Annotated in this window: 23 protein-coding genes and 1 other annotated feature (1 of these 24 cut by a window edge); all 23 genes read right to left on the bottom strand. The window is 31.4% G+C overall.

From position 1 onward, the window contains the following. Positions 1-76 (bottom strand) — a binding site (T-box leader) (it extends 101 nt beyond the left edge of the window). A 44-nt stretch (positions 77-120) separates the two neighbouring features. Next, positions 121-657, bottom strand: a complete 537-nt coding sequence (locus CCE28_RS12100; protein ID WP_095133984.1) for a DUF4342 domain-containing protein — start codon at positions 655-657, stop codon at positions 121-123. A gap of 16 nt (positions 658-673) precedes the next feature. Further along, a complete protein-coding gene (gene recO, locus CCE28_RS12105) occupies positions 674-1,429 on the bottom strand; it encodes a DNA repair protein RecO (protein WP_095133985.1) in 756 nt (251 codons plus the stop codon). A 17-nt stretch (positions 1,430-1,446) separates the two neighbouring features. Further along, on the bottom strand, positions 1,447-1,575 hold the full coding sequence (locus CCE28_RS21855) for a YqzL family protein (protein ID WP_141228355.1): 129 nt from the start codon (positions 1,573-1,575) through the stop codon (positions 1,447-1,449). 208 nt (positions 1,576-1,783) lie between these two features. Then, positions 1,784-2,671 carry a GTPase Era gene (gene era, locus CCE28_RS12110; protein WP_095133986.1) on the bottom strand — a complete coding sequence of 296 codons (888 nt, stop codon included), beginning with the start codon at positions 2,669-2,671 and terminating at the stop codon, positions 1,784-1,786. A gap of 18 nt (positions 2,672-2,689) precedes the next feature. Next, positions 2,690-3,085 carry a cytidine deaminase gene (locus tag CCE28_RS12115; protein ID WP_095133987.1) on the bottom strand — a complete coding sequence of 132 codons (396 nt, stop codon included), beginning with the start codon at positions 3,083-3,085 and terminating at the stop codon, positions 2,690-2,692. A 16-nt stretch (positions 3,086-3,101) separates the two neighbouring features. Beyond that, positions 3,102-4,157 (bottom strand): DUF3048 domain-containing protein, encoded by a 1,056-nt coding sequence (locus CCE28_RS12120; RefSeq protein WP_095133988.1) that lies wholly within the window; start codon positions 4,155-4,157, stop codon positions 3,102-3,104. Positions 4,158-4,174: 17 nt separating this feature from the next. Further along, complete coding sequence (locus CCE28_RS12125) at positions 4,175-4,804, bottom strand: DUF502 domain-containing protein (RefSeq protein WP_095133989.1); 630 nt, start codon at positions 4,802-4,804, stop codon at positions 4,175-4,177. A 151-nt stretch (positions 4,805-4,955) separates the two neighbouring features. Continuing rightward, the gene (locus CCE28_RS12130; RefSeq protein ID WP_095133990.1) at positions 4,956-5,675 is read right to left on the bottom strand and encodes a diacylglycerol kinase; all 720 of its coding nucleotides are present in this window, start codon (positions 5,673-5,675) and stop codon (positions 4,956-4,958) included. Positions 5,676-5,687: 12 nt separating this feature from the next. Beyond that, positions 5,688-6,143, bottom strand: coding sequence for an rRNA maturation RNase YbeY (ybeY, locus tag CCE28_RS12135; RefSeq protein ID WP_095133991.1), 456 nt, complete (start codon positions 6,141-6,143; stop codon positions 5,688-5,690). Positions 6,144-6,148: 5 nt separating this feature from the next. Then, positions 6,149-8,233, bottom strand: coding sequence for an HD family phosphohydrolase (locus CCE28_RS12140; protein WP_095133992.1), 2,085 nt, complete (start codon positions 8,231-8,233; stop codon positions 6,149-6,151). A gap of 11 nt (positions 8,234-8,244) precedes the next feature. Next, positions 8,245-9,210 (bottom strand): PhoH family protein, encoded by a 966-nt coding sequence (locus tag CCE28_RS12145; protein ID WP_095133993.1) that lies wholly within the window; start codon positions 9,208-9,210, stop codon positions 8,245-8,247. A gap of 19 nt (positions 9,211-9,229) precedes the next feature. Further along, positions 9,230-10,450, bottom strand: coding sequence for a sporulation protein YqfD (gene yqfD, locus CCE28_RS12150; protein WP_176461795.1), 1,221 nt, complete (start codon positions 10,448-10,450; stop codon positions 9,230-9,232). A 14-nt stretch (positions 10,451-10,464) separates the two neighbouring features. After that, a complete protein-coding gene (gene yqfC, locus CCE28_RS12155) occupies positions 10,465-10,743 on the bottom strand; it encodes a sporulation protein YqfC (RefSeq protein WP_095133995.1) in 279 nt (92 codons plus the stop codon). A gap of 119 nt (positions 10,744-10,862) precedes the next feature. After that, on the bottom strand, positions 10,863-11,264 hold the full coding sequence (locus CCE28_RS12160; protein ID WP_095133996.1) for a hypothetical protein: 402 nt from the start codon (positions 11,262-11,264) through the stop codon (positions 10,863-10,865). Positions 11,265-11,291: 27 nt separating this feature from the next. Beyond that, positions 11,292-12,269: a flotillin-like protein FloA gene (gene floA / locus CCE28_RS12165; protein ID WP_095133997.1), complete on the bottom strand. Its 978-nt coding sequence runs from the start codon at positions 12,267-12,269 to the stop codon at positions 11,292-11,294. A gap of 1 nt (position 12,270) precedes the next feature. After that, positions 12,271-13,578: an NfeD family protein gene (locus tag CCE28_RS12170; protein ID WP_095133998.1), complete on the bottom strand. Its 1,308-nt coding sequence runs from the start codon at positions 13,576-13,578 to the stop codon at positions 12,271-12,273. 104 nt (positions 13,579-13,682) lie between these two features. Next, positions 13,683-14,123, bottom strand: coding sequence for a GatB/YqeY domain-containing protein (locus tag CCE28_RS12175; RefSeq protein ID WP_095133999.1), 441 nt, complete (start codon positions 14,121-14,123; stop codon positions 13,683-13,685). Between the two features lie 19 nt (positions 14,124-14,142). Beyond that, on the bottom strand, positions 14,143-14,325 hold the full coding sequence (gene rpsU, locus CCE28_RS12180; RefSeq protein ID WP_095134000.1) for a 30S ribosomal protein S21: 183 nt from the start codon (positions 14,323-14,325) through the stop codon (positions 14,143-14,145). Between the two features lie 121 nt (positions 14,326-14,446). Further along, a complete protein-coding gene (locus CCE28_RS12185; protein WP_095134001.1) occupies positions 14,447-14,791 on the bottom strand; it encodes a histidine triad nucleotide-binding protein in 345 nt (114 codons plus the stop codon). Between the two features lie 72 nt (positions 14,792-14,863). Then, positions 14,864-16,171 (bottom strand): tRNA (N(6)-L-threonylcarbamoyladenosine(37)-C(2))-methylthiotransferase MtaB, encoded by a 1,308-nt coding sequence (mtaB, locus tag CCE28_RS12190; protein WP_095134002.1) that lies wholly within the window; start codon positions 16,169-16,171, stop codon positions 14,864-14,866. Beyond that, a complete protein-coding gene (locus CCE28_RS12195; protein ID WP_095134003.1) occupies positions 16,172-16,927 on the bottom strand; it encodes a 16S rRNA (uracil(1498)-N(3))-methyltransferase in 756 nt (251 codons plus the stop codon). It abuts the gene before it with no gap. Position 16,928: 1 nt separating this feature from the next. Continuing rightward, positions 16,929-17,876 (bottom strand): 50S ribosomal protein L11 methyltransferase, encoded by a 948-nt coding sequence (gene prmA / locus CCE28_RS12200; RefSeq protein WP_095134004.1) that lies wholly within the window; start codon positions 17,874-17,876, stop codon positions 16,929-16,931. A gap of 156 nt (positions 17,877-18,032) precedes the next feature. Continuing rightward, a complete protein-coding gene (gene dnaJ / locus CCE28_RS12205; RefSeq protein WP_095134005.1) occupies positions 18,033-19,154 on the bottom strand; it encodes a molecular chaperone DnaJ in 1,122 nt (373 codons plus the stop codon). Positions 19,155-19,323: the final 169 nt, after the last annotated feature.

A 19,323-nucleotide genomic window follows, 5' to 3' on the forward strand; every position in this document is an offset into this window, starting at 1 on the left:
GTTATGTCGGCTTTCCACCATCACCAACTCTCTCTTATAACAGTACTTGACTACTCTTCTCCATCACAGCTTTACTTATTACTTTAATAGATTTTAACATATACTCCACAAAATGTAAAGTTACTTATCTTGGTCTTCTTTAGAAAATTCATTAGAAAAGTCATTTTCATCTTTTTTTTCAAATTCAGAAGATCCGTTAGGTTCAAACTTATCTTTATATTCATTCACTTTGTCTACTACATTATCAATAGATTCCTTAGTCATCTCATTTACGTCTATTACTTCTCCATCATCCTTAACTATCTCAACCCTACATTTAGAAGCTAGAGCTGTAGCTAAACCTAATACTGCTATAGGTGGAGAGATTATTGCTCCTATGGCACCAGCGGTTATGGGAATATTCATAACTATTTCATTATTTCTTTTTAATTGAATCCTAGTTACATTTCCCTTTTTAAGTATTTCTTTAACCTTATCCATCACTTCATTACTCTTATCAGATAAGTTGTCACCCCATGTACCACCATTCTTTTCTTCGATGTAGATTATAGTATCTATCACATCACCACCGCACTTTTCTAGTGCTTCTTTAGCTTCCTTATAGCTAACCCCTGTTCTGTCTCTTACTGCATCAACCTTCTCTAAATTTATCTCCATCCTAACACCACCTTATTTAAATTTTTAAAGATTTTATAGATTCAAGAAATTCCAGACTATTAAAGGTGCGTTTCCCTAGATGAGTTAATATATAATTCTTAATAATCTTATCTAGTTCTCCTTTAACATCCTCTTGAATTTTTAATTTTATAATCTTGTCTAAAGGACTTTTTATTAGATATCTCATCACATTAATGGATAAACTTGATATATTCATTGCATAAGAGTCCTTGTTTAGACATTGTCTACATAAAATGCCACCCTGTCTAGAACTAAACTTATATGAGGAATCATTGGGATTCCCACAGGATACACACTCAGTTAAAACGGGCATATAGCCTGCATAAAGCATGAGTTTAACTTCATAGGCCTTTACTAGAGTTTCCACATCTACCTTCTTATTTCCTAGTATATCCAAAAAATCAATTAATAAATTAAAAAGCTTAGGATTATTTTCCCCCTCGATTATACTACTCTCTGTTAATTCTAAAATATATGAGCCATAGCTTAATTTAATTACATCCTCATGTATTTTATGAAATGATTTTTTAAAATCTACTTGAGAAATTTGATATAGATTTTTCCCCTTATACAACATGAACTCTCCATATGTAAATGCCTGAATATTTGAAGATCCTTTTCCTTTAGTCTTTTTAAATCCCCGTACAACAGATTGTACCTTTCCAATTTTCTTAGAGAAAATAGTTAGTAAGGCTTCATTTTCTCCAAATACTTTTTTCCTTAAGACAATTGCCTCTGTTTTAAAAAGCATTCCCCCACCTCAAATTTTTAGTACTCTTCTTCTGTTACTCTGCCTTCATCCCTAATCATTATACTTTCTTCTAAGTCCTTGTAGGCTAGATAACTGTTTAAATCTCCTGTGTTTAGGAATACATGCCAAAATACATTATCTAACATTACCTTGTGCCCCTTTCAAATTTGTTTTTTTGGAAATTATATTTTCCCAGACTTATCTAAAAAGCAAAACTATTAGCAAAGAAAAATCTAAAGATTTTTCCTTACTATAGAAAAGTAAATTTTAAATACTTTACTTCATATATTAGTTTTTTAATATTTAGAGATGAATATTCATTGAATTTTTTTCTTCATTTAAAATAATATACTATTACTTGTATCCCAAATAGTTCAGCATGTTTTGCTGGTCTCTCCAGTCTTCTTTTATCTTAACCCACAGCTCTAAAAATACTTTAGATCCTAGAAGCCTTTCTATATCTTCACGGGCACTTTTTCCAACTCCCTTTAACTTTCTTCCATTTTTACCTATTATTATTCCTTTGTGAGATTTTTTCTCACAGTAAATAGTTGCACTAATATCCACTATATCCTTTTCTTTTCTCTTTCTCATTTTAAGGACTTCTACAGCCACACCATGGGGAACTTCCTCATGTAAATAATGTAATAATTTCTCCCTTATAATCTCACTTACTATTATTTTCTCTGGTTGATCTGTTATCATATCTGCAGGGAAATATTGTGGTCCTTCTGGAAGATTTTCAACTATAGTATCCATCAACATCTTAGTGTTTTTATCATTTAATGCAGAAATTCCTATTATTTCTTTGAAAACTCCCAATTTTTTATACATATTATATATTTTTTCAAATTTCTCTGGTGGAATTTTATCAACCTTATTTATGGCTAATACTACAGTAGTTTTAATATTTTTAATAGTATCTATTATATATTGATCTCCCGGGCCCATATCTGTAGTATCATCTACTACTAACAATACCACATCCACTTCGTTTAGTGTAGTTACTGCTGTCTTTTGCATATATTCACCTAATTTATTCTTAGGCTTATGCATACCAGGTGTATCTAAAAATATAATTTGAAAGTCCTTTTCTGTATGTATGGTTTGTATCCTATTTCTAGTAGTCTGAGGCTTATCTGACATTATGGCAATTTTTTCACCAATTATATTATTCATCAATGTGGATTTTCCCACATTAGGCCTTCCTATTATTGTTACAAATCCTGATTTAAACTTCATCTTATCCATCCTTCGTATTTATTTTCTTAAATCTTCCTCCGTAAAACTATGAGGTAATAATTCCCTCATTGAAAAAGTTTTAATTTTTCCATCTTTATTACCTAATATTATCTCAATATCTAACCCAAATTCAACTATTACCTGTCTACAAATTCCGCATGGGAAAGTATAGTCATCTAAATCACTTGTTATAGCTATCTTTGCAATATCCTTGTGCCCTTCTGATACGGCTTTAAATATGGCCGTTCTTTCAGCACAATTTGTACCTCCATAAGACGCACATTCCACATTACAACCAGTATACACCTTACCTCCCTTAGTTAGCAGTGCTGCACCTACTCTAAAGTTTGAATACGGTGAATGAGAAAACTCCTTTGCTTCAATCGCTTTTTCCATTAATTGTTCGTTTGTCATACTATGTCCTCCTAGTTTAGTATTGTGTGTAATTCAAAGATTTTGGTATAACCTCTACCCAAGTTACACCTGGATTTAGGTTAATTTCTTCTCCATTTTTATAGAAAAATCTTGTAATAGATCTTCTTGACTCTTTTTTCCATGTTACTTCTTTCATTTCACCATTTGTTATATATATTCCCTCACCAGTTCCTACTAAACCTACTTTTAATCTTCCAACACTATCTAAAACTTTCTTAGAGGCCCTCTGAACTATTATATTTTCAGCTGTCAGTTGTGTCTTAGAAGCTTCATCCACATGAGGTTTATTGTTTATATATCTATCATATAACTTAGTATCTTCATTATATTTAAATGTAACCTTGTAGTTTTTCGAGTATGGTATATCTATATTCTTTAATTCACTACCATTAATAGAGGTATCTTTATCATAATACTTCCACGTATCTATATTTACAGTCTTTTTATAATTACTTCCATTTGCAGCTTTTCTAATGGCATCTGCACTAGTGTATTCATTATGAGGTCTTTTTTTATGAGATTTTCTCCAGAATGTACTTTTCCCCCTTGATTGAGCACTAATATCTGCCATTTTTAATCTTACTATATCATCTAAGGCTTGAGGGCTCCCTCCATCATGAACATATAGGGCATCATATTCTAAAGCCTTATCTATAAAGTATGGTCTTGCACTTCTTACGGGTCCTATTAATTCAGGTGACTTTGTAGCAAATATGGCCATATATCTAGTAATATTCCCTTCTGCTAGAATTTCATATACTATTTCAGCTTGATCAAGTCCCGCCTGTGGTCTTGCGTGAACTTGGTTGTCTAACATTACAGCAAAGGGTCTATTATTAACTTGATCTTCTTCACATTCCATATGGCTAATTGGCGATAGAAATTTTTCTTCTATCACTTCTACAACTGGTTCTTCCTTCTTTATTTCTTCTTTTTCTACTTCTACTATAGGCTCCTTTTCTTTTACTGTTTCTACAACTTTTTCTTCTTTAGTACACCCACTAAACGCAAGTGATCCCATAATGATAGTTAAAATTATAAATTTCTTCATGTCCCCCTCGTCCTTTCTTATGTATCTCTGTTTTCATCCTGTATAATATCTGGTGTTATTATTCCTCCAGATACGATTAACTTAATTGCTGCATCTACACTTAAACCTAAATACACTATATCCTTTTCTGCAATCATAACAAACATTCCTGAAGTGGGATTGGGTGTAGTAGGAACAAATATACTTTTCATCTTTTCATTTGTTATATCAGTTATGACTCTAGGTGCATCAGCTGTTAAAAAGCCTATAGTATAAATTCCTTTAGATGGATATTCTATGGCAACTGCACTTTTAAAGTTATTATTCTTTTCTGTAAAAACAGTATTTATTATTTGTTTAATAGAAGAATATATCATACTTACTAGTGGCACCTTACAAATGCTTTTTTCTAAGAAATCAATTATTTTCCTTCCCAAATAATTAGTAGCAAATAGACCTGTCCAAAATACTATAACTAGGGTGAGTATTACACCTATGCCTACAATTCTAAATCCTAATATTTTTTGAAGAGGATCCCTAAAGAATGAATCTACCACATTAAATAGCCACACAATAGTAAAAAAAGTAGCTGCTATAGGTATTAATACTATTAATCCTGTAAAGAAAATATTTCTAGCATCTTTTATCTGCATTTTATTGTTCTTCATTATAAAACTTATCCTCCAGTAAAAACTTTTTTTAAATTTGTACTTTAATGTGGTCACAAAAGGGAAGTAATGATTTTATTACTTCCCCCTAATTTATTATATAATATACACATACTATTTACTATTTGTTTTACACTTAAGGAATACTTATCTACAAACTGGGGAAACTATTACTTCCTAGTAAGTGAAAAAATAATAATGTAATTCCAATTCCTAATATTCCCCCTATAAAAACTTGAAACCATGTATGAATTTTCCCCTCTATCCTACTTTGTGCTACTAATATGGCTAATATTAATGCAAGCAATATAACATATATATTGCCTGATATGAATATTATTGAAGTTAGAATTGAGAAAGCCGCTGCCGTATGGCCACTAGGCATTCCACCCTTTAGGGGAGTTCCCTTCCCTTTTTGTAGCTTTATTATTATAACAGATATTATTACTATAAGAAAGCTTAAAAAACTAATATGTAGACTAGTTCTTCTAATTTTATGAAATAACCTCTCTGCTATTGGTATGAATTTGTCATAAAATACAATATATGCCACCAATATACTGTTTAATGCGGCTAATAAAACGCCACCAGCGGCAACATTTTTAGCTATTTTAGCCAGGGGATGATATTCTTTTGTTATTAAATCAATAGTCACTTCTATGGAAGTATTTATCATTTCTGTTATTATTACTAGTGATATGGAAAATAGAACCAATGCCAAATCCCATTTTGTCAAATCGAAAAACATACTTCCTAGTATGACTAATATTGCCATCATTATATGTATTTTCATATTTCGTTGAGTTTTAATACTATAAAATATACCGTCTATGGCATAATTAAAACTATCTATTAGCTTTCTTACTTTCATTGTTAATCTCCATTATTTTCTTAGTATACCCATATGAGATAATACTTTTTCTTCTTTCATTCTCATTTCTTTTGTATTCTCTTCTGTATCATGGTCATATCCCATTAGGTGAAACATACTATGGACCGTTAAAAACAATACTTCCCTATCAAAAGAATGATTATATAGTTGTCTTTGCTCTTCTGCCTTTTCTAAGGATATTACAATATCTCCTAGACACATGCCTATATTTATCTCATCCATACTATCATACTGAGGAAATGATAATACGTCTGTTTCACTATCCTTATTTCTGTAGTCCCTATTTAATTCTTTTATTGCGTCATTGTCTACAAATGTAACACTTACTTCTACTTCCTCGCTTACATTCTCTTCCTTTAAAGATTCTTTTACAGCTTGTACTATTAGATTTTCCATATTTTCATCATACTTTATTTTATCTTGTCTATCATCAATTATTACATTCATTATACTTAGTCCTCCTTCTTATCCTTATCCATATCTGGGTATTCTATTCTCTCATGAAATATGCCCATAAGTATGGTCATAAAAGATTCAGATATCATCTTTAAATCCTTTAAAGTCATATTACATTCATCAAATTGACTATCATTTAATTTATCTTTTACAATCTTATCAATTAAATCTCTTATTTTTTCTTCCGTAGGCTCTTTTATACTTCTTACAGCAGCTTCAACAGAGTCTGCAAGCATTACTACTGCAGCCTCTTTGCTTTGAGGTTTTTCGCCCTTATATCTATAGTCTGATTCATTTATACTTTTTTTAGAATTCTGAGTTGCTTTAAAGTAAAAGAATTTTACTAAAGTAGTTCCATGATGTTGAAATATTATATCCCGTATTTCCTGTGGTAATTCTTCTTCGCGAGCAAAGTCAAGTCCATCCCTTATATGACTAGTTATAACATTAGTACTTCTTATGGGTTTTAATTTATCATGTGGATTTTCAGAAGTCAGTTGATTTTCCTTAAATAAATAGGGTCTTCTTAATTTTCCAATATCATGGTAATAGGCTCCAACTCTAGCAAGTAAACTATTAGCGCCTATGGCCTGTGCCGCACCCTCACTTAAATTTCCCACAATTATACTATGATGATAAGTTCCTGGTGCTTCTACTAACAGCCTTTTTAGTAATTTATTATTAGGATTAGAAAGTTCTAATAATTTAAAAGGCGTTAATATTTTAAAAGCCCATTCCCAAAGAGGTAATGATCCTATAGTAATCACAGCACAAAATATACCGTTTAAAAGGCCATTATACACATTAGAAAAAACTAATGAAAAATCATAATGGTTTATAAGACCAATTGAAGTTAATATTATTATATTACTAAAACTAATCATTAATCCAGTTATGAATATAGTACTTCTTTGACTAGCATTTTTTATTCCACATGCAGCCACTATACAAGCCATTATATTAGTGTATATGAACTCCACATTATAACCCTTAGATATGGACAACATCATAGTCATGCATATGCTTATAACTAAGGCTAGCTTTGGTTCTATCAATATACCTACTAAACATGTAAATGCAGCTACAGCCCCAATATATGGAGATAAATTAAATAAACTTTTGCTAATGTAGAACACAAATACATAAAGTATTATTAATAAATATAATTTTCTTGGAGATTGAAATAAAGGTCTATTAAAAAAATATATGTATAATATTATAGTCGCAAAGGTCATTAGGATAACTCCTAAAGCCCCTAAGTAGAGTAACATATCCCTTTTATTATCTTTTTTTAGTACACCTAAATCTTTCAATACACTTATATGGTCTGGTGTTATTATTTCACCTTCTCCCACAATAATACTTCCTCTTTTAATTATTACCTTTTCTACACTGTTTTTTGCCTCTTCAATTTTCTCCTTTGTAGTCTCCACATCTACAAATCTATTTGCTTTAATAGAATTGTTTACAATCTTAGTTCCAATATTTTTTATATCATTAGAGAAATCTTCTAGGCCCTTAAAATACTCCTCTATCTCATGTTTCTTATTTTCAAGTTCATCTGGCCTAATACCACTTGACATTATCTGAGATACAATTTCATATACATAACTCTCCACATTTCTCAATTCAGTTATGTTAGCATTAATTAGCACTTCTAAATTTTCATCATCTAATAATAATTTATTCTTACTTTTTAATAACTCTAATTTTTCATAATCAAGTATTTCTTCTGCTCTTATTTGATATAGGTTATTAAAAAACTTTTCTATATTCTTTTTAACATCAATTTGAATAGTAGGATAAAACTTCTCAATATTCTCTACTGAAGCTATTTCCCTCTGTATAAGTCTTTCAGTGGCACTTTTATCTTCCACATCCCTAGGAGCTTTTATATCTGCTGGAGCCTTATCCCCTGCTTTTAAATCATATTCATTTGGCGCAAATTCAGATATTATACTAAAGAACATACTCCCTATAAAAATAAATGCTATAACAGAGTAAGCCACATATTTATTCTTTAGCATCCTTATAAAAAAGCTATTTTTCATAGCTTTTTTCATATGTTTTATGAAGGTCATAGTTGTGCCTCCTAAATTTCCTCTTTAGTATTTTCGTATTTTTCATAGGCTCTTATTATTCTTTGAACTAATGCATGTCTAACTACATCTGCTTCTCCTAAGAACTGAAATGATACTCCCTTTACGTCCTTTAAAATTTTTACTACTTGATTTAATCCAGAGGCCTTTCCTCTTGGTAGATCAATTTGAGTTATGTCTCCTGTTACAACAGCCTTAGAGCCAAATCCAAGTCTAGTTAAAAACATCTTCATTTGTTCCTTTGTGGTATTTTGTGCTTCATCTAATATTATGAAAGAATTATCTAGGGTTCTTCCTCTCATATATGCAAGAGGAGCAACCTCAATCATACCTCTTTCCTTATATTTTAAAAAAGTATCCCCCCCTAAAATATCATATAGGGCATCATATAAAGGCCTTAAATAAGGATCTACCTTTTCTTGCAAATCGCCTGGTAAAAAACCTAAACTTTCTCCAGCTTCTACAGCAGGTCTAGTTAATATAATCTTATTTACTTCTTTGTTTTTAAAGGCATTTACAGCCATGGCCATGGCTAAATAAGTTTTACCAGTACCTGCAGGACCTATTCCAAATACCACGTCATTTTCCTTTATAGCCTCTGTATATTTCTTTTGACCTATGGTCTTTGGCTTTATCTTCTTTCCTTTAGATGTAATACAAACCACATCTTCTACTAATTCATCTATTTTATTTTCATTTCCTTTTTCAAACAATTCTATTGTATATTTTATCTTTTGTTCGTCTAAATTTTCCTTTGCCTCTAATAGTTTCATAAATTTTAATATTATCTTTTCTACCTTTTTAACAGATTCATTTTCTCCTATAATAACTACTTCTCCTTGTCTTGAAACTATATTTACATTAAACCTTCCCTCAATAAACTTTATATTTTCATCAAAATTACCGAATAATTCATTTGTATAATGGAATTCGTTAATGTCAATTCTCTTCTCTACCAAGCCTGTATCCTCCTTAAGTTTATTCTTCTAAGTCTATTTTTTCTTTTATAATTTCTTCCTCCATAATAGGTTTTTGTGTGGATATATTTTCTAAAACTTCAACTATCAACTTGCCTTTAATTATACTATTTTCTTCAGTAAATACAATATTTTTATTAATAACTTTTCCATCTTTAGGTATTTTCTTATGTACATTTACCATCATCTTATCAAATAGTATTTTCTTCACATTAGACTTATTAAGTTTATTCTTTCTAATATTAACTTCGTAATACTCTTCTATTATAACTTCTACAGGGAAGTTAGTATTCCTCCACTTGGGTAAAGTTTTATATTTCCTTTCTACTAACACATTCTTATAGGGTATGTTTTCTTCTCCCGATATAATTTGACTATTTCCTAGTTTTATTATTCTCTTAGTTTTCTTATTTCCTGTCTTTATTTTTTCCACATTTATTAAACTAATTTCATCTTTTTCTTCATAATAGGTTTTTGCCATTACTTCTCCAAAGGCATGAACATACCTATTCTCTACACCTTCTCTTACTATGGCTCCTGTAATTAAACATTGGCCTTTTTTTACTATATCCCCTTCTTTAACTAATGAATCCCCTTCTTTAGCAATTACCTTTTTTATTACTCCATCCTTTTTAGCTATTATATCACATGGCATCTCCTTATTTACTTTAGGAGGCGGCTCTACCTTTTCTACAATTTCAATTAGAGCCTTAGTGCCTTTAAATTCAATTCCAACCCATGATATTTTTTTCAAATCAATAATCATGTTTCTCTCTAATTCTTCCGTATCCACATCATATTTCCACTCGCCAATTTTCACACCCTGCTTTTTCACATATTCCTTTATTTCAGTAGGATTTATGGTCTCACAGCCTTTAATATCAACACTCCATATGAAGGAGGTCATTATAAATATGCATATTAGAAAAAAGGCGAATCCACCCATAAAAATTTTTCTTTTTTTAATTTTATACATAAAAAAAGGATATCCTATCTTAACCTTTATTTTAACTCGACAGCCAGCTTTCTTTACCACATGTCTAAGTTCCTTATATGCCCTTAGACCAACTTTAGCCTCCATGGTAGTATAATCTATTCTCTTTATATCCCAAAGAAAAATTCCCCTTGCAATGGCATAGTTTATAAATTTCTCTAGGGATAAACCTTCTATTTTGATTAAAACATAGCCTCTAAAGTAATTCCATAATTTTAAAACAAGCAAAAGCCTCCACCCCCTTATTTTATAAACTCTATACTATGAAGTTCTCCACATACTACTATTTCTTCTTCCATTATATTCTTTATAGTAAGATCTTTTCCTATAACTCTTAAGGCTCCTTCCCTAAGTTTAATTCGAATCCTAACTTTAGTATATTCTATTATGCCCTTATGATTTTCTATATATAGCTGCAAATTACCAAGCATGGTTATCCTAGGAAGATCAAGTATTATATCTTTGGGAAGCTCTAGTAATTCTGCTAAGCTCTCTCTTATCTCCATATTTTTATTTTTCATCAAACTCCCCCTTTTTATATAGTAATTTTATGCGTCTATTCTATTCTCTATGACACAATGTTCTATAGGACAATTTATGAACAAAAAAAATCACGAGCAGTTATACTCGTGATTTTTTATTATTTTCTTAAGGATTTTGGTTTGTTTAATATTTCGTTCCAAATTATACCTTGCGCAATATTTTTCTTTTCCATACTTAGTTTCGATTTATGTTTTTTCTTTTTAATATTATATGGTTTTACTTCTACGTCTCTAGGCTTTTCTACTTTTACTGTATCTATTTTATCTTCTACTATTTCACTTACTTCTTCAACTAGATTATCTTCTTCATCAGGATCTAGATAGGGTTTTATCATTTCATCAATTTTAATATATTTACCTAACCCTTTAGTATTTTTTACTTCCTTATGGGGCTTTTTATTCAAATCTCTTCTATTAACTCTATTTCTCTTTGGCCTATTCAGAGAAGATTGCAAGAAGTTCACAATAGCCACTATAATAATTATTATAATTAATTTCATAAAATCACATCCTCAGAAGATGTATATCTATTCTTCGTCTTTGCTTATAGAAGAAATAGATTTTCTCATTTCAGTATCCGCCATTACATTTTTCATATTGTAATAATCCATAACTCCCATTTTCCCTTCTTTCAAAGCATATGCCATAGCCTTTGGTACCTCAGCTTCTGCTTCCACAACCTTAGCTCTCATCTCTTGTACCCTAGCTACCATTTCCTGTTCATTGGCCACGGCCATGGCACGTCGTTCTTCCGCCTTAGCCTGTGCAATTCTCTTATCTGCTTCAGCTTGATCCGTTTGAAGTTGAGCACCTATATTTCTACCTACATCAATATCTGCTATGTCTATGGATAATATTTCAAAGGCTGATCCTGCATCTAGACCTTTCGCCAATACGGTTTGTGATATACTATCTGGATTTTCAAGTACTGCTTTGTGAGACGAAGAGCTACCTACAGTAGTTACAATCCCTTCTCCAACCCTAGCTATGATAGTTTCTTCTCCAGCTCCACCAACTAATCTTTCTATGTTGGCTCTTACTGTTACCCTAGCCTTTACCATAACTTCAATACCATCCTTAGCTACAGCTGCTACTTTAGGAGTTTCAATTACCTTTGGATTTACACTTACTTGAACGGCACTAAGAACTTCTCTACCTGCAAGATCAATAGCCGCTGCATCGTCAAAGCTAAGCTTTATATCAGCTCTGTTAGCTGCAATAAGTGCATCTACTACACTATTTACATTTCCACCTGCTAAGTAATGAGCTTCTAAACTATCAATACTTAAATTGATCCCAGCTTTAGTAGCTTTAATAAGGGGATTTACGATTCTTGATGGTGCTACCCTTCTAAATCTCATACCTATTAAAGTAAACAATCCTATTCTAACACCTGAGAAAAAGGCTGTTATCCAAAGCCCTACTGGAATAAAGCTAAATAAAAATGTCAATAATAAAAATCCTACAATAGCTATAATCCCAAATGATATTAATGGTCCTGTCATACTAATCCTCCACCTTTTTAACTATTATTTTTTTGCCAATTACTTTTATTACTTTAATTTGTTCACCAGCTTTAATAAAATTGCCCTCTGTTATTACATCATGTCTATTTCCCTTGATGTTGGCAGTCCCTGCTGGTCTTAAAGTAGTAATAGCTATTCCTACTTCATTAATAAGTAGTTCATGTTCCAAATACTCTTCTTGATTTTTTATACTTAATTTTTCATCTAATATTATATGGTTTAAGTATTTACTTTTAGGCCCATATTTAAACAAAAATATACCTACTACTATGCATAGTATTAAAGATACTAAAAGAGCATATACACCTACTACTATGGAGTTGAAAGACAATATTATACTAGTTATTATAAGTATAATACCGCTTATGCCAAAGATTCCAAATCCAGGTATTCCCACCTCAATTGCGAACAGTATAATTCCCAACACAAACACACCAATAATTATCATACTAGAGTCACCGGAAAGATTTTTCCCAAAGAAGAAAGTGAAAAATCCTATAATACCTACAAGACCACCAATTCCAAAACCTGGAGTCATAATCTCTATTATTATACCTAAAAACCCAATTACTATAAGAAATGTAGCCACATAGGGATTACTTACTATTTGGGCAATTTTCAAACTCAAATTTTCACCTATTACTTCCACGTGATTGTAGTTTATGTTAGCTATATTTAAAGCTTCTTTATAAGTAGAACCTATTCCATCTATTAATTTTACATCTTGTGCTTCCTGACTAGTTAAGTTTAACAATTCTCCCTTTTTTACTATATATTCTCCTGAACTTTCATCTATAATCTCATTTCGCTTATCAGCCATTGCTTCTATTAATTTGGGGTCTCTCTTTTTCATTTCAGCTACGGCTCTTAGTTCACCCTTCCAATAACTTAAATTTTTCTCAGTATGTGGAATGGTCTCTGCAGACCCTATTGTGGCACCCTTTGCCATAACTATCTTGTCACAAGATATGGTAAGAAGTACACCTGCTGACTCGGCCTTTTTATTCACAAAGGCTATAGTTTGTAAATTAGATTCCAATATATAGTCTTTAATTTTAACAGCTTCTTGTATAAACCCTCCTAGTGTATCAATTTCAAATATTATGGCAATTGCATCTTCATCCTTCTCAGCTCTTTCAATATTAGCTTTTATGTAAGTAGTTACTGCTTTATTTATTTCTCCTTTTATGGGTATCACATAAACCGTTCCAGCCTCATTCCCATAAGACATACTTGTTAACAAGCTAAATACTAATAGAACTATTAGTAACTTTACAATACGCTTCATAGTATCCCTCACTTTTCCTATTTTTTGGAAGGAAAATAGAACAAAAAAATGACCTAATAATTAGGCCATTTCTTACTATTGTGAAAAGTCTTTTCGTAAAAGATTTATATGAACTCTCTAACGATCTTATTTACCACTTTTCCATCAGCTTTGCCCTTAACCTTTGGCATTAATGCCCCCATTAATTTTCCCATGTCCTTAGGACTAGTAGCACCAACAGCTTCTACAGCTTCCTTTACTAATACCCTAATTTCATCTTCAGTTAATTGCTTTGGTAAGTAGTTCATTATGACTTCTATTTCTGCTTTTGCTTCTTCTACTAAATCTTCTCTATTGCCTTTAGTAAATTCCACAATTGCATCTCTTTTCTGCTTAACTTGCTTAAACATTATCTCTAAAATTTGCTGGTCAGTCATTTCAGCTCTATTATCAACTTCAAATTGTTTTATTGAAGCTCTAATCATAGTAATTACAGATTTTTTTACCTTGTCCTTACTTTTCATAGCATCTTTTAGATCTGCCATTAACTTTTCTTGTAGGGTCACTTTATTCACCCCTTTTTAATTAAAATTTCTTTTTCTTTCTTCTTGCTGCCTCTGCTTTCTTTTTACGCTTTACACTTGGCTTTTCATAATGTTCTCTCTTTCTTACTTCAGAAAGAACTCCAGATTTAGCACATGAACGCTTGAATCTACGAAGAGCATTCTCAAGAGTTTCGTTTTCTCCTATTTTGATTTCTGATGCCATCTACTTCTCCCTCCCTCCGATAGATACTTGTGCTGACTAATCAAAGCTTTTAAACTACTATTACACAACACTATGCTATTATACATTATAATTATAATTTATGCAACAGTTTTTAACTATTTTAACCAGCTGGCCATTCTAATTGTCTTCCTCCCAATAAATGGAAGTGAATATGACCTACTGTTTGGCCACCTTGTTTACCACAATTATTAACAACTCTATATCCACTTTCACTTATGTCTAGCTTTTCTGCGATTTCCTTTATGCAAAGGTGAATATGTCCTAAAAGTTCCTTCTTCTCATGAGTAATATGATTTAAGGACTCTATATGCTCTTTAGGTACTACTAACACATGAACAGGTGCAGTAGGAGAAATATCATGAAAAGCTATTACATGATCATCTTCATATACTAAATTAGCAGGAATCTCCTTAGAAACTATTTTACAAAAAATACAATCAGACATGAGCTTCACCTCCTTTTCTATAATAAAATGAAACCTTAGATAAAGTATTCCACATATAATTAGGATTTCCTTCTATTTATCCAAAATACTTCCAAATACCATTTCATCATATATTTTTTCTAGTTTTGCATTTAAGATTTTACCAGAAATATCTTTATCAGACTTTCCTAATACTTTTATGTAATTTTCTGTTAAACCTTCATAGTAACCTTCCTGTTCAGCAGATTTAGTTTCAAATAATACTCTTTTATTTTGCCCTATAAACTTCTTATTATATTCTTTAGCAAATTTTTCTGCCACAGAAATTAACTCTTCACTTCTCTTATTCTTAACAATTCCATCTACTTGATTTTCAAACTCAGCAGCTGGAGTTCCTTTTCTTGGAGAATATTTAAAAACATGAATTTGACTAAACTTTATGTCTTTTACAAATTCCATAGTTTTTTCAAATTCTTCATCTGTCTCCCCCGGAAATCCTACTATTATATCTGTAGTTATGGATCCTTCAGGCATATAATGCTTTATTCTACCCACTACTTCCATATATTCCTTAGTTGTGTATTTTCTATTCATTCTCTTTAAAGTTTCATCACAACCACTTTGTAAAGATAAATGAAAGTGATCACAAACCTTATCTAGTTCTGATAGGGTCTTTACAAATTTTTCAGTCATTATAGTAGGTTCTATGGAACTTAATCTAATTCTCTTTAATCCTTCAATTTTGTTTACTTCCTTAATTACATCTAATAAAGTTCCCTTATCTAAATCTTTTCCATAAGAGGCCACATGAATACCTGTAAGTACCACTTCTTTAAATCCATTTTCCACAAGTCTTTTTACTTCTTTAATAATATCATCAAGTTTTCTACTTCTTATAGGACCCCTTGCATAGGGAATTATACAATAAGAACAATATTGGTTACAGCCTTCTTGAATTTTTAAAAAGGCTCTAGTTTTTCCCTTTATATTATCAATTGTCATTTCTTCAAAATCTCTAACCTGCATAATATCTGTCACTACATTTATTTTTTCCTTTTGTTTCTTTTTCTTTTTAACATAATCTACGATTTTATTTCTGTCATTAGTCCCTAAAATTACGTCTACTTCTTCTATCTTAGATACTTCATCTGGTGCAGTTTGAGAGTAGCACCCTACCACGGCTACTATGGAATCAGGATTTTTTCTCTTGCATCTTCTTATAAACTGTCTTGATTTCCTGTCTCCTAAATTGGTTACAGTACACGTATTTATTACATAAACATCTGCTACTTCTTCGCTTTCCACCACATTATATCCATTTTTTTCAAACAACTCTGTCATGGCTTCCGTCTCATATTGATTAACTTTGCACCCTAGAGTATAAAAGGCTACTTTTCCCATTTATCTGCCTCCTAAATCACCTATTTCATACATTATTATACTTAAAGCCGTAAAACCAGCCGTTTCAGTCCTTAAAATTCGAGGTCCTAAGGTAATAGATTTTCCATAGTTGTTTTTTATTAATTCTATTTCCTCTTTTTCAAACCCACCTTCAGGTCCTATAATTATAGCAATTTTTTCATAATTAGAGTTTTTTAGTAAATTCTTAAGACCATTAGTTTCTTCATCTTCATAAGCAACTACTGCAAGATCATATTCCTTTAATTTATCTATTACCTCATTAAATCTATGTAATCCAGCTATTGTAGGTATTTTACCTCTTTTACATTGTTTAGCTGCAGATAAGGCTATTTTTTCCCATCTTTCTAATTTTTTTTCTTCTGACTTCTTATCCTTTATTTGGGCTACACATCTTTTAGTCATAATGGGAACTATTTTGTTTATTCCTAATTCTGTACATTTTTGAATTATAGTATCCATCTTAGCTGCTTTAGGAAGGCCTTGATATAGATCTATTACCACATTAGCTTCTCTATTTGATTCCTTTTCCTCAATTATAGATACTCTTATATCCTTTTTAGACATGTGTTCTATTTCACATATGTATTCTTTATTATGACCGTCGCATATTTCTATTTTTTCGCCTGCCTCTAGCCTAAGAACTTTAGAAATATGTTTCACATCTTCCGATTCATTTATAATAACATTTTTATTTTCCCTATCTATATTATGTTTTTCCACAAAGAACCTATGCATTTTATTTCTCTCCAAACTTTTTTGATACTATTGCAGCCCATTCACCTTGTTTATCCACACTGATAATTTCCAAGTTATTTTTACTTAAAGCTTCTTTTACTGCTTCGACTTTATCTAGTATTATTCCAGATGCAATGAATACGCCATCATCCTTAATAAATTTTCCTATATAATCTGAAAGTCCGATTATTATATCTGCAATAATATTAGCCACAACCACGTCTGCTTCTCCGTCTATAAGCTCCATCAAATTTCCTTCTAGGACGTTTACTTTATCCTCCACATTATTAAGTGCCACATTTCTTCTAGATGACTCAACCGCCACCGGATCTAAATCTACAGCAATAACTTCCTTAGCTCCTAATTTAGCTGCTCCTATAGACAAAATACCACTACCACAACCAATATCATATACTAATGAATTCCCATCCACGTATCTTTCCAAATTTTGTATACACATCATTGTAGTTTCATGGGTTCCTGTTCCAAATGCCATTCCAGGATCCAATTCTATAATAACTTCTTCATCCTTCGGTTCGTATTCTTCCCAAGTAGGTTTTACAACTACCTTTTCTCCAATTTTTTTAGGTTTATAATATTTTTTCCATCCATTAGCCCAATCTTCCTCATATATTTCACTTGTAGTTACTTCTCCTAATCCCTTATCTAAATTGTATGTAGGAATCTTTTCAACATTTTGCTTTATGAGTTCGATAATGTCTATTAAGTCTTCTCCCTCTGGTAAATATCCTTTTACTATGGCTCCTTCATAATCTGTAATTAATATGGACTCATCAAAATAATCCCATTCATTTTCACACTTGGATTTTAAATAAGCATCATTAGGGTCTTCTATTACAACTCCAGTAACACCCGCTTCATATAATATGTTTGATACTGCCTCAACTGCCTCAGTAGTAGTTTTTATTTTTACTTCGATCCATTTCATCTATTAAACCTCCGTACCTTTTACTTCACCTGTTATTATACCCTATATAGGGTTATTTACAACATTAAAAGATTATATAGATTAAAAAAGGAGGAAGATAATAGGTTTTAAACCTTAACTGCCTCCTTTTAAAATCACAATTATTCATTTTTATAATTATTTAAATATTTCTTTTACCTTATCAAAAAAAGTCTTTCTTTGTTCGTGAATATCTTCATCCATTACTTCTGAAAACTTCACTAATATTTCCTTTTGTTTAGAGTTAAGTTTCTTAGGAACTTCAACTATGATCTTAACATAGTGATCTCCTCTACCATAACCTCTCATGTTAGGAATTCCCTTGCCTCTTAACCTAAATACAGTTCCACTCTGAGTTCCTTCAGGAATTTTGTACTTAACCTTTCCATCTAAAGTTGGAATAATCAATTCATCGCCTAAAGCTGCTTGAGTAAAAGTAATAGGTACTTCACAAATTATATCATTACCTTCTCTTTTGAACAGTTCATGGGGTTTAACCCTAAGTATAATATATAAATCTCCAGATGGTCCTCCCTTTTCGCCAGGTTCACCTTCTCCTCTAAGAGATATTACAGAACCATTATCTACACCTTCTGGTATCTTTATTTGTATAGTTTTGTTCTTAAGCTCTTTTCCAGTTCCATTACAGCTTTCACAAGGAGATTCTATTATATGGCCTTCTCCACCACATGCATCACATGGTTTTACATTTACAAATTGTCCAAGAGGTGTTCTTTGAGCATATCTAACTTCTCCAGTTCCATTACAATTAGAACATGTCTTTTTTGATGTTCCTTCTTTTGCTCCTGTCCCACCACATTTTTTACAATTTTCGTGTCGCTTTATATTTACTTCTTTTTTAGCTCCAAAGGCTGCTTCTTCAAAAGTAATATTAAGCTCATATCTTAAGTCAGCGCCCTTCTTAGGTCCATTTCTTCTTCTAGATGAAGAAAATCCGCCTCCAAACATGTCAAAAATGTCACTAAATATATCATCAAATCCACCAAATCCACCTGCTCCAAATCCAGCTTGACCATCAACACCAGCATGACCAAATTGATCGTATCTAGCCTTTTTTTCACTATCACTAAGGACTTCATAAGCTTCATTGATTTCTTTAAATTTTTCTTCTGCTTCCTTATCCCCTGGGTTCTTATCCGGGTGATATTTCATAGCAAGTTTTCTGTATGCTCTTTTTAATTCTTTTTCATCTACATTTCTATCTATTCCTAAAACTTCATAATAGTCTCTTTTTGCCACTAATTCTCACCGCCTTTCCAATTAGCACTTGCGAGAAACCACAAGCTATATCAATTATATGCAAAATACATTATCATTGCAACCTATTTTATATATCTATACAGTCTATCATCTTGTAAACTTTATCTACAATCTTAAGGCACCCATATAAGGGTGCCTTAGGTTTAAT

This window comes from Anaeromicrobium sediminis, from assembly GCF_002270055.1.
Lineage (GTDB): Bacteria > Bacillota > Clostridia > Peptostreptococcales > Thermotaleaceae > Anaeromicrobium > Anaeromicrobium sediminis.

What these genes read in the sequence shown, in the direction of transcription:
- CCE28_RS12115 (WP_095133987.1), bottom strand. Translation starts at nt 3,085, where the DNA reads ATGACAAACGAACAATTAATGGAAAAAGCGATTGAAGCAAAGGAGTTT.
- CCE28_RS12195 (WP_095134003.1), bottom strand. Translation starts at nt 16,927, where the DNA reads ATGCATAGGTTCTTTGTGGAAAAACATAATATAGATAGGGAAAATAAA.
- CCE28_RS12185 (WP_095134001.1), bottom strand. Translation starts at nt 14,791, where the DNA reads ATGTCTGATTGTATTTTTTGTAAAATAGTTTCTAAGGAGATTCCTGCT.
- mtaB (WP_095134002.1), bottom strand. Translation starts at nt 16,171, where the DNA reads ATGGGAAAAGTAGCCTTTTATACTCTAGGGTGCAAAGTTAATCAATAT.
- ybeY (WP_095133991.1), bottom strand. Translation starts at nt 6,143, where the DNA reads ATGAATGTAATAATTGATGATAGACAAGATAAAATAAAGTATGATGAA.
- era (WP_095133986.1), bottom strand. Translation starts at nt 2,671, where the DNA reads ATGAAGTTTAAATCAGGATTTGTAACAATAATAGGAAGGCCTAATGTG.
- CCE28_RS12130 (WP_095133990.1), bottom strand. Translation starts at nt 5,675, where the DNA reads ATGAAAGTAAGAAAGCTAATAGATAGTTTTAATTATGCCATAGACGGT.
- CCE28_RS12120 (WP_095133988.1), bottom strand. Translation starts at nt 4,157, where the DNA reads ATGAAGAAATTTATAATTTTAACTATCATTATGGGATCACTTGCGTTT.
- CCE28_RS12170 (WP_095133998.1), bottom strand. Translation starts at nt 13,578, where the DNA reads ATGAAGCGTATTGTAAAGTTACTAATAGTTCTATTAGTATTTAGCTTG.
- CCE28_RS12125 (WP_095133989.1), bottom strand. Translation starts at nt 4,804, where the DNA reads ATGAAGAACAATAAAATGCAGATAAAAGATGCTAGAAATATTTTCTTT.
- recO (WP_095133985.1), bottom strand. Translation starts at nt 1,429, where the DNA reads ATGCTTTTTAAAACAGAGGCAATTGTCTTAAGGAAAAAAGTATTTGGA.
- floA (WP_095133997.1), bottom strand. Translation starts at nt 12,269, where the DNA reads ATGACAGGACCATTAATATCATTTGGGATTATAGCTATTGTAGGATTT.
- CCE28_RS12100 (WP_095133984.1), bottom strand. Translation starts at nt 657, where the DNA reads ATGGAGATAAATTTAGAGAAGGTTGATGCAGTAAGAGACAGAACAGGG.
- CCE28_RS12140 (WP_095133992.1), bottom strand. Translation starts at nt 8,233, where the DNA reads ATGACCTTCATAAAACATATGAAAAAAGCTATGAAAAATAGCTTTTTT.
- yqfC (WP_095133995.1), bottom strand. Translation starts at nt 10,743, where the DNA reads ATGAAAAATAAAAATATGGAGATAAGAGAGAGCTTAGCAGAATTACTA.
- CCE28_RS21855 (WP_141228355.1), bottom strand. Translation starts at nt 1,575, where the DNA reads ATGTTAGATAATGTATTTTGGCATGTATTCCTAAACACAGGAGATTTA.
- CCE28_RS12160 (WP_095133996.1), bottom strand. Translation starts at nt 11,264, where the DNA reads ATGAAATTAATTATAATAATTATTATAGTGGCTATTGTGAACTTCTTG.
- rpsU (WP_095134000.1), bottom strand. Translation starts at nt 14,325, where the DNA reads ATGGCATCAGAAATCAAAATAGGAGAAAACGAAACTCTTGAGAATGCT.
- prmA (WP_095134004.1), bottom strand. Translation starts at nt 17,876, where the DNA reads ATGAAATGGATCGAAGTAAAAATAAAAACTACTACTGAGGCAGTTGAG.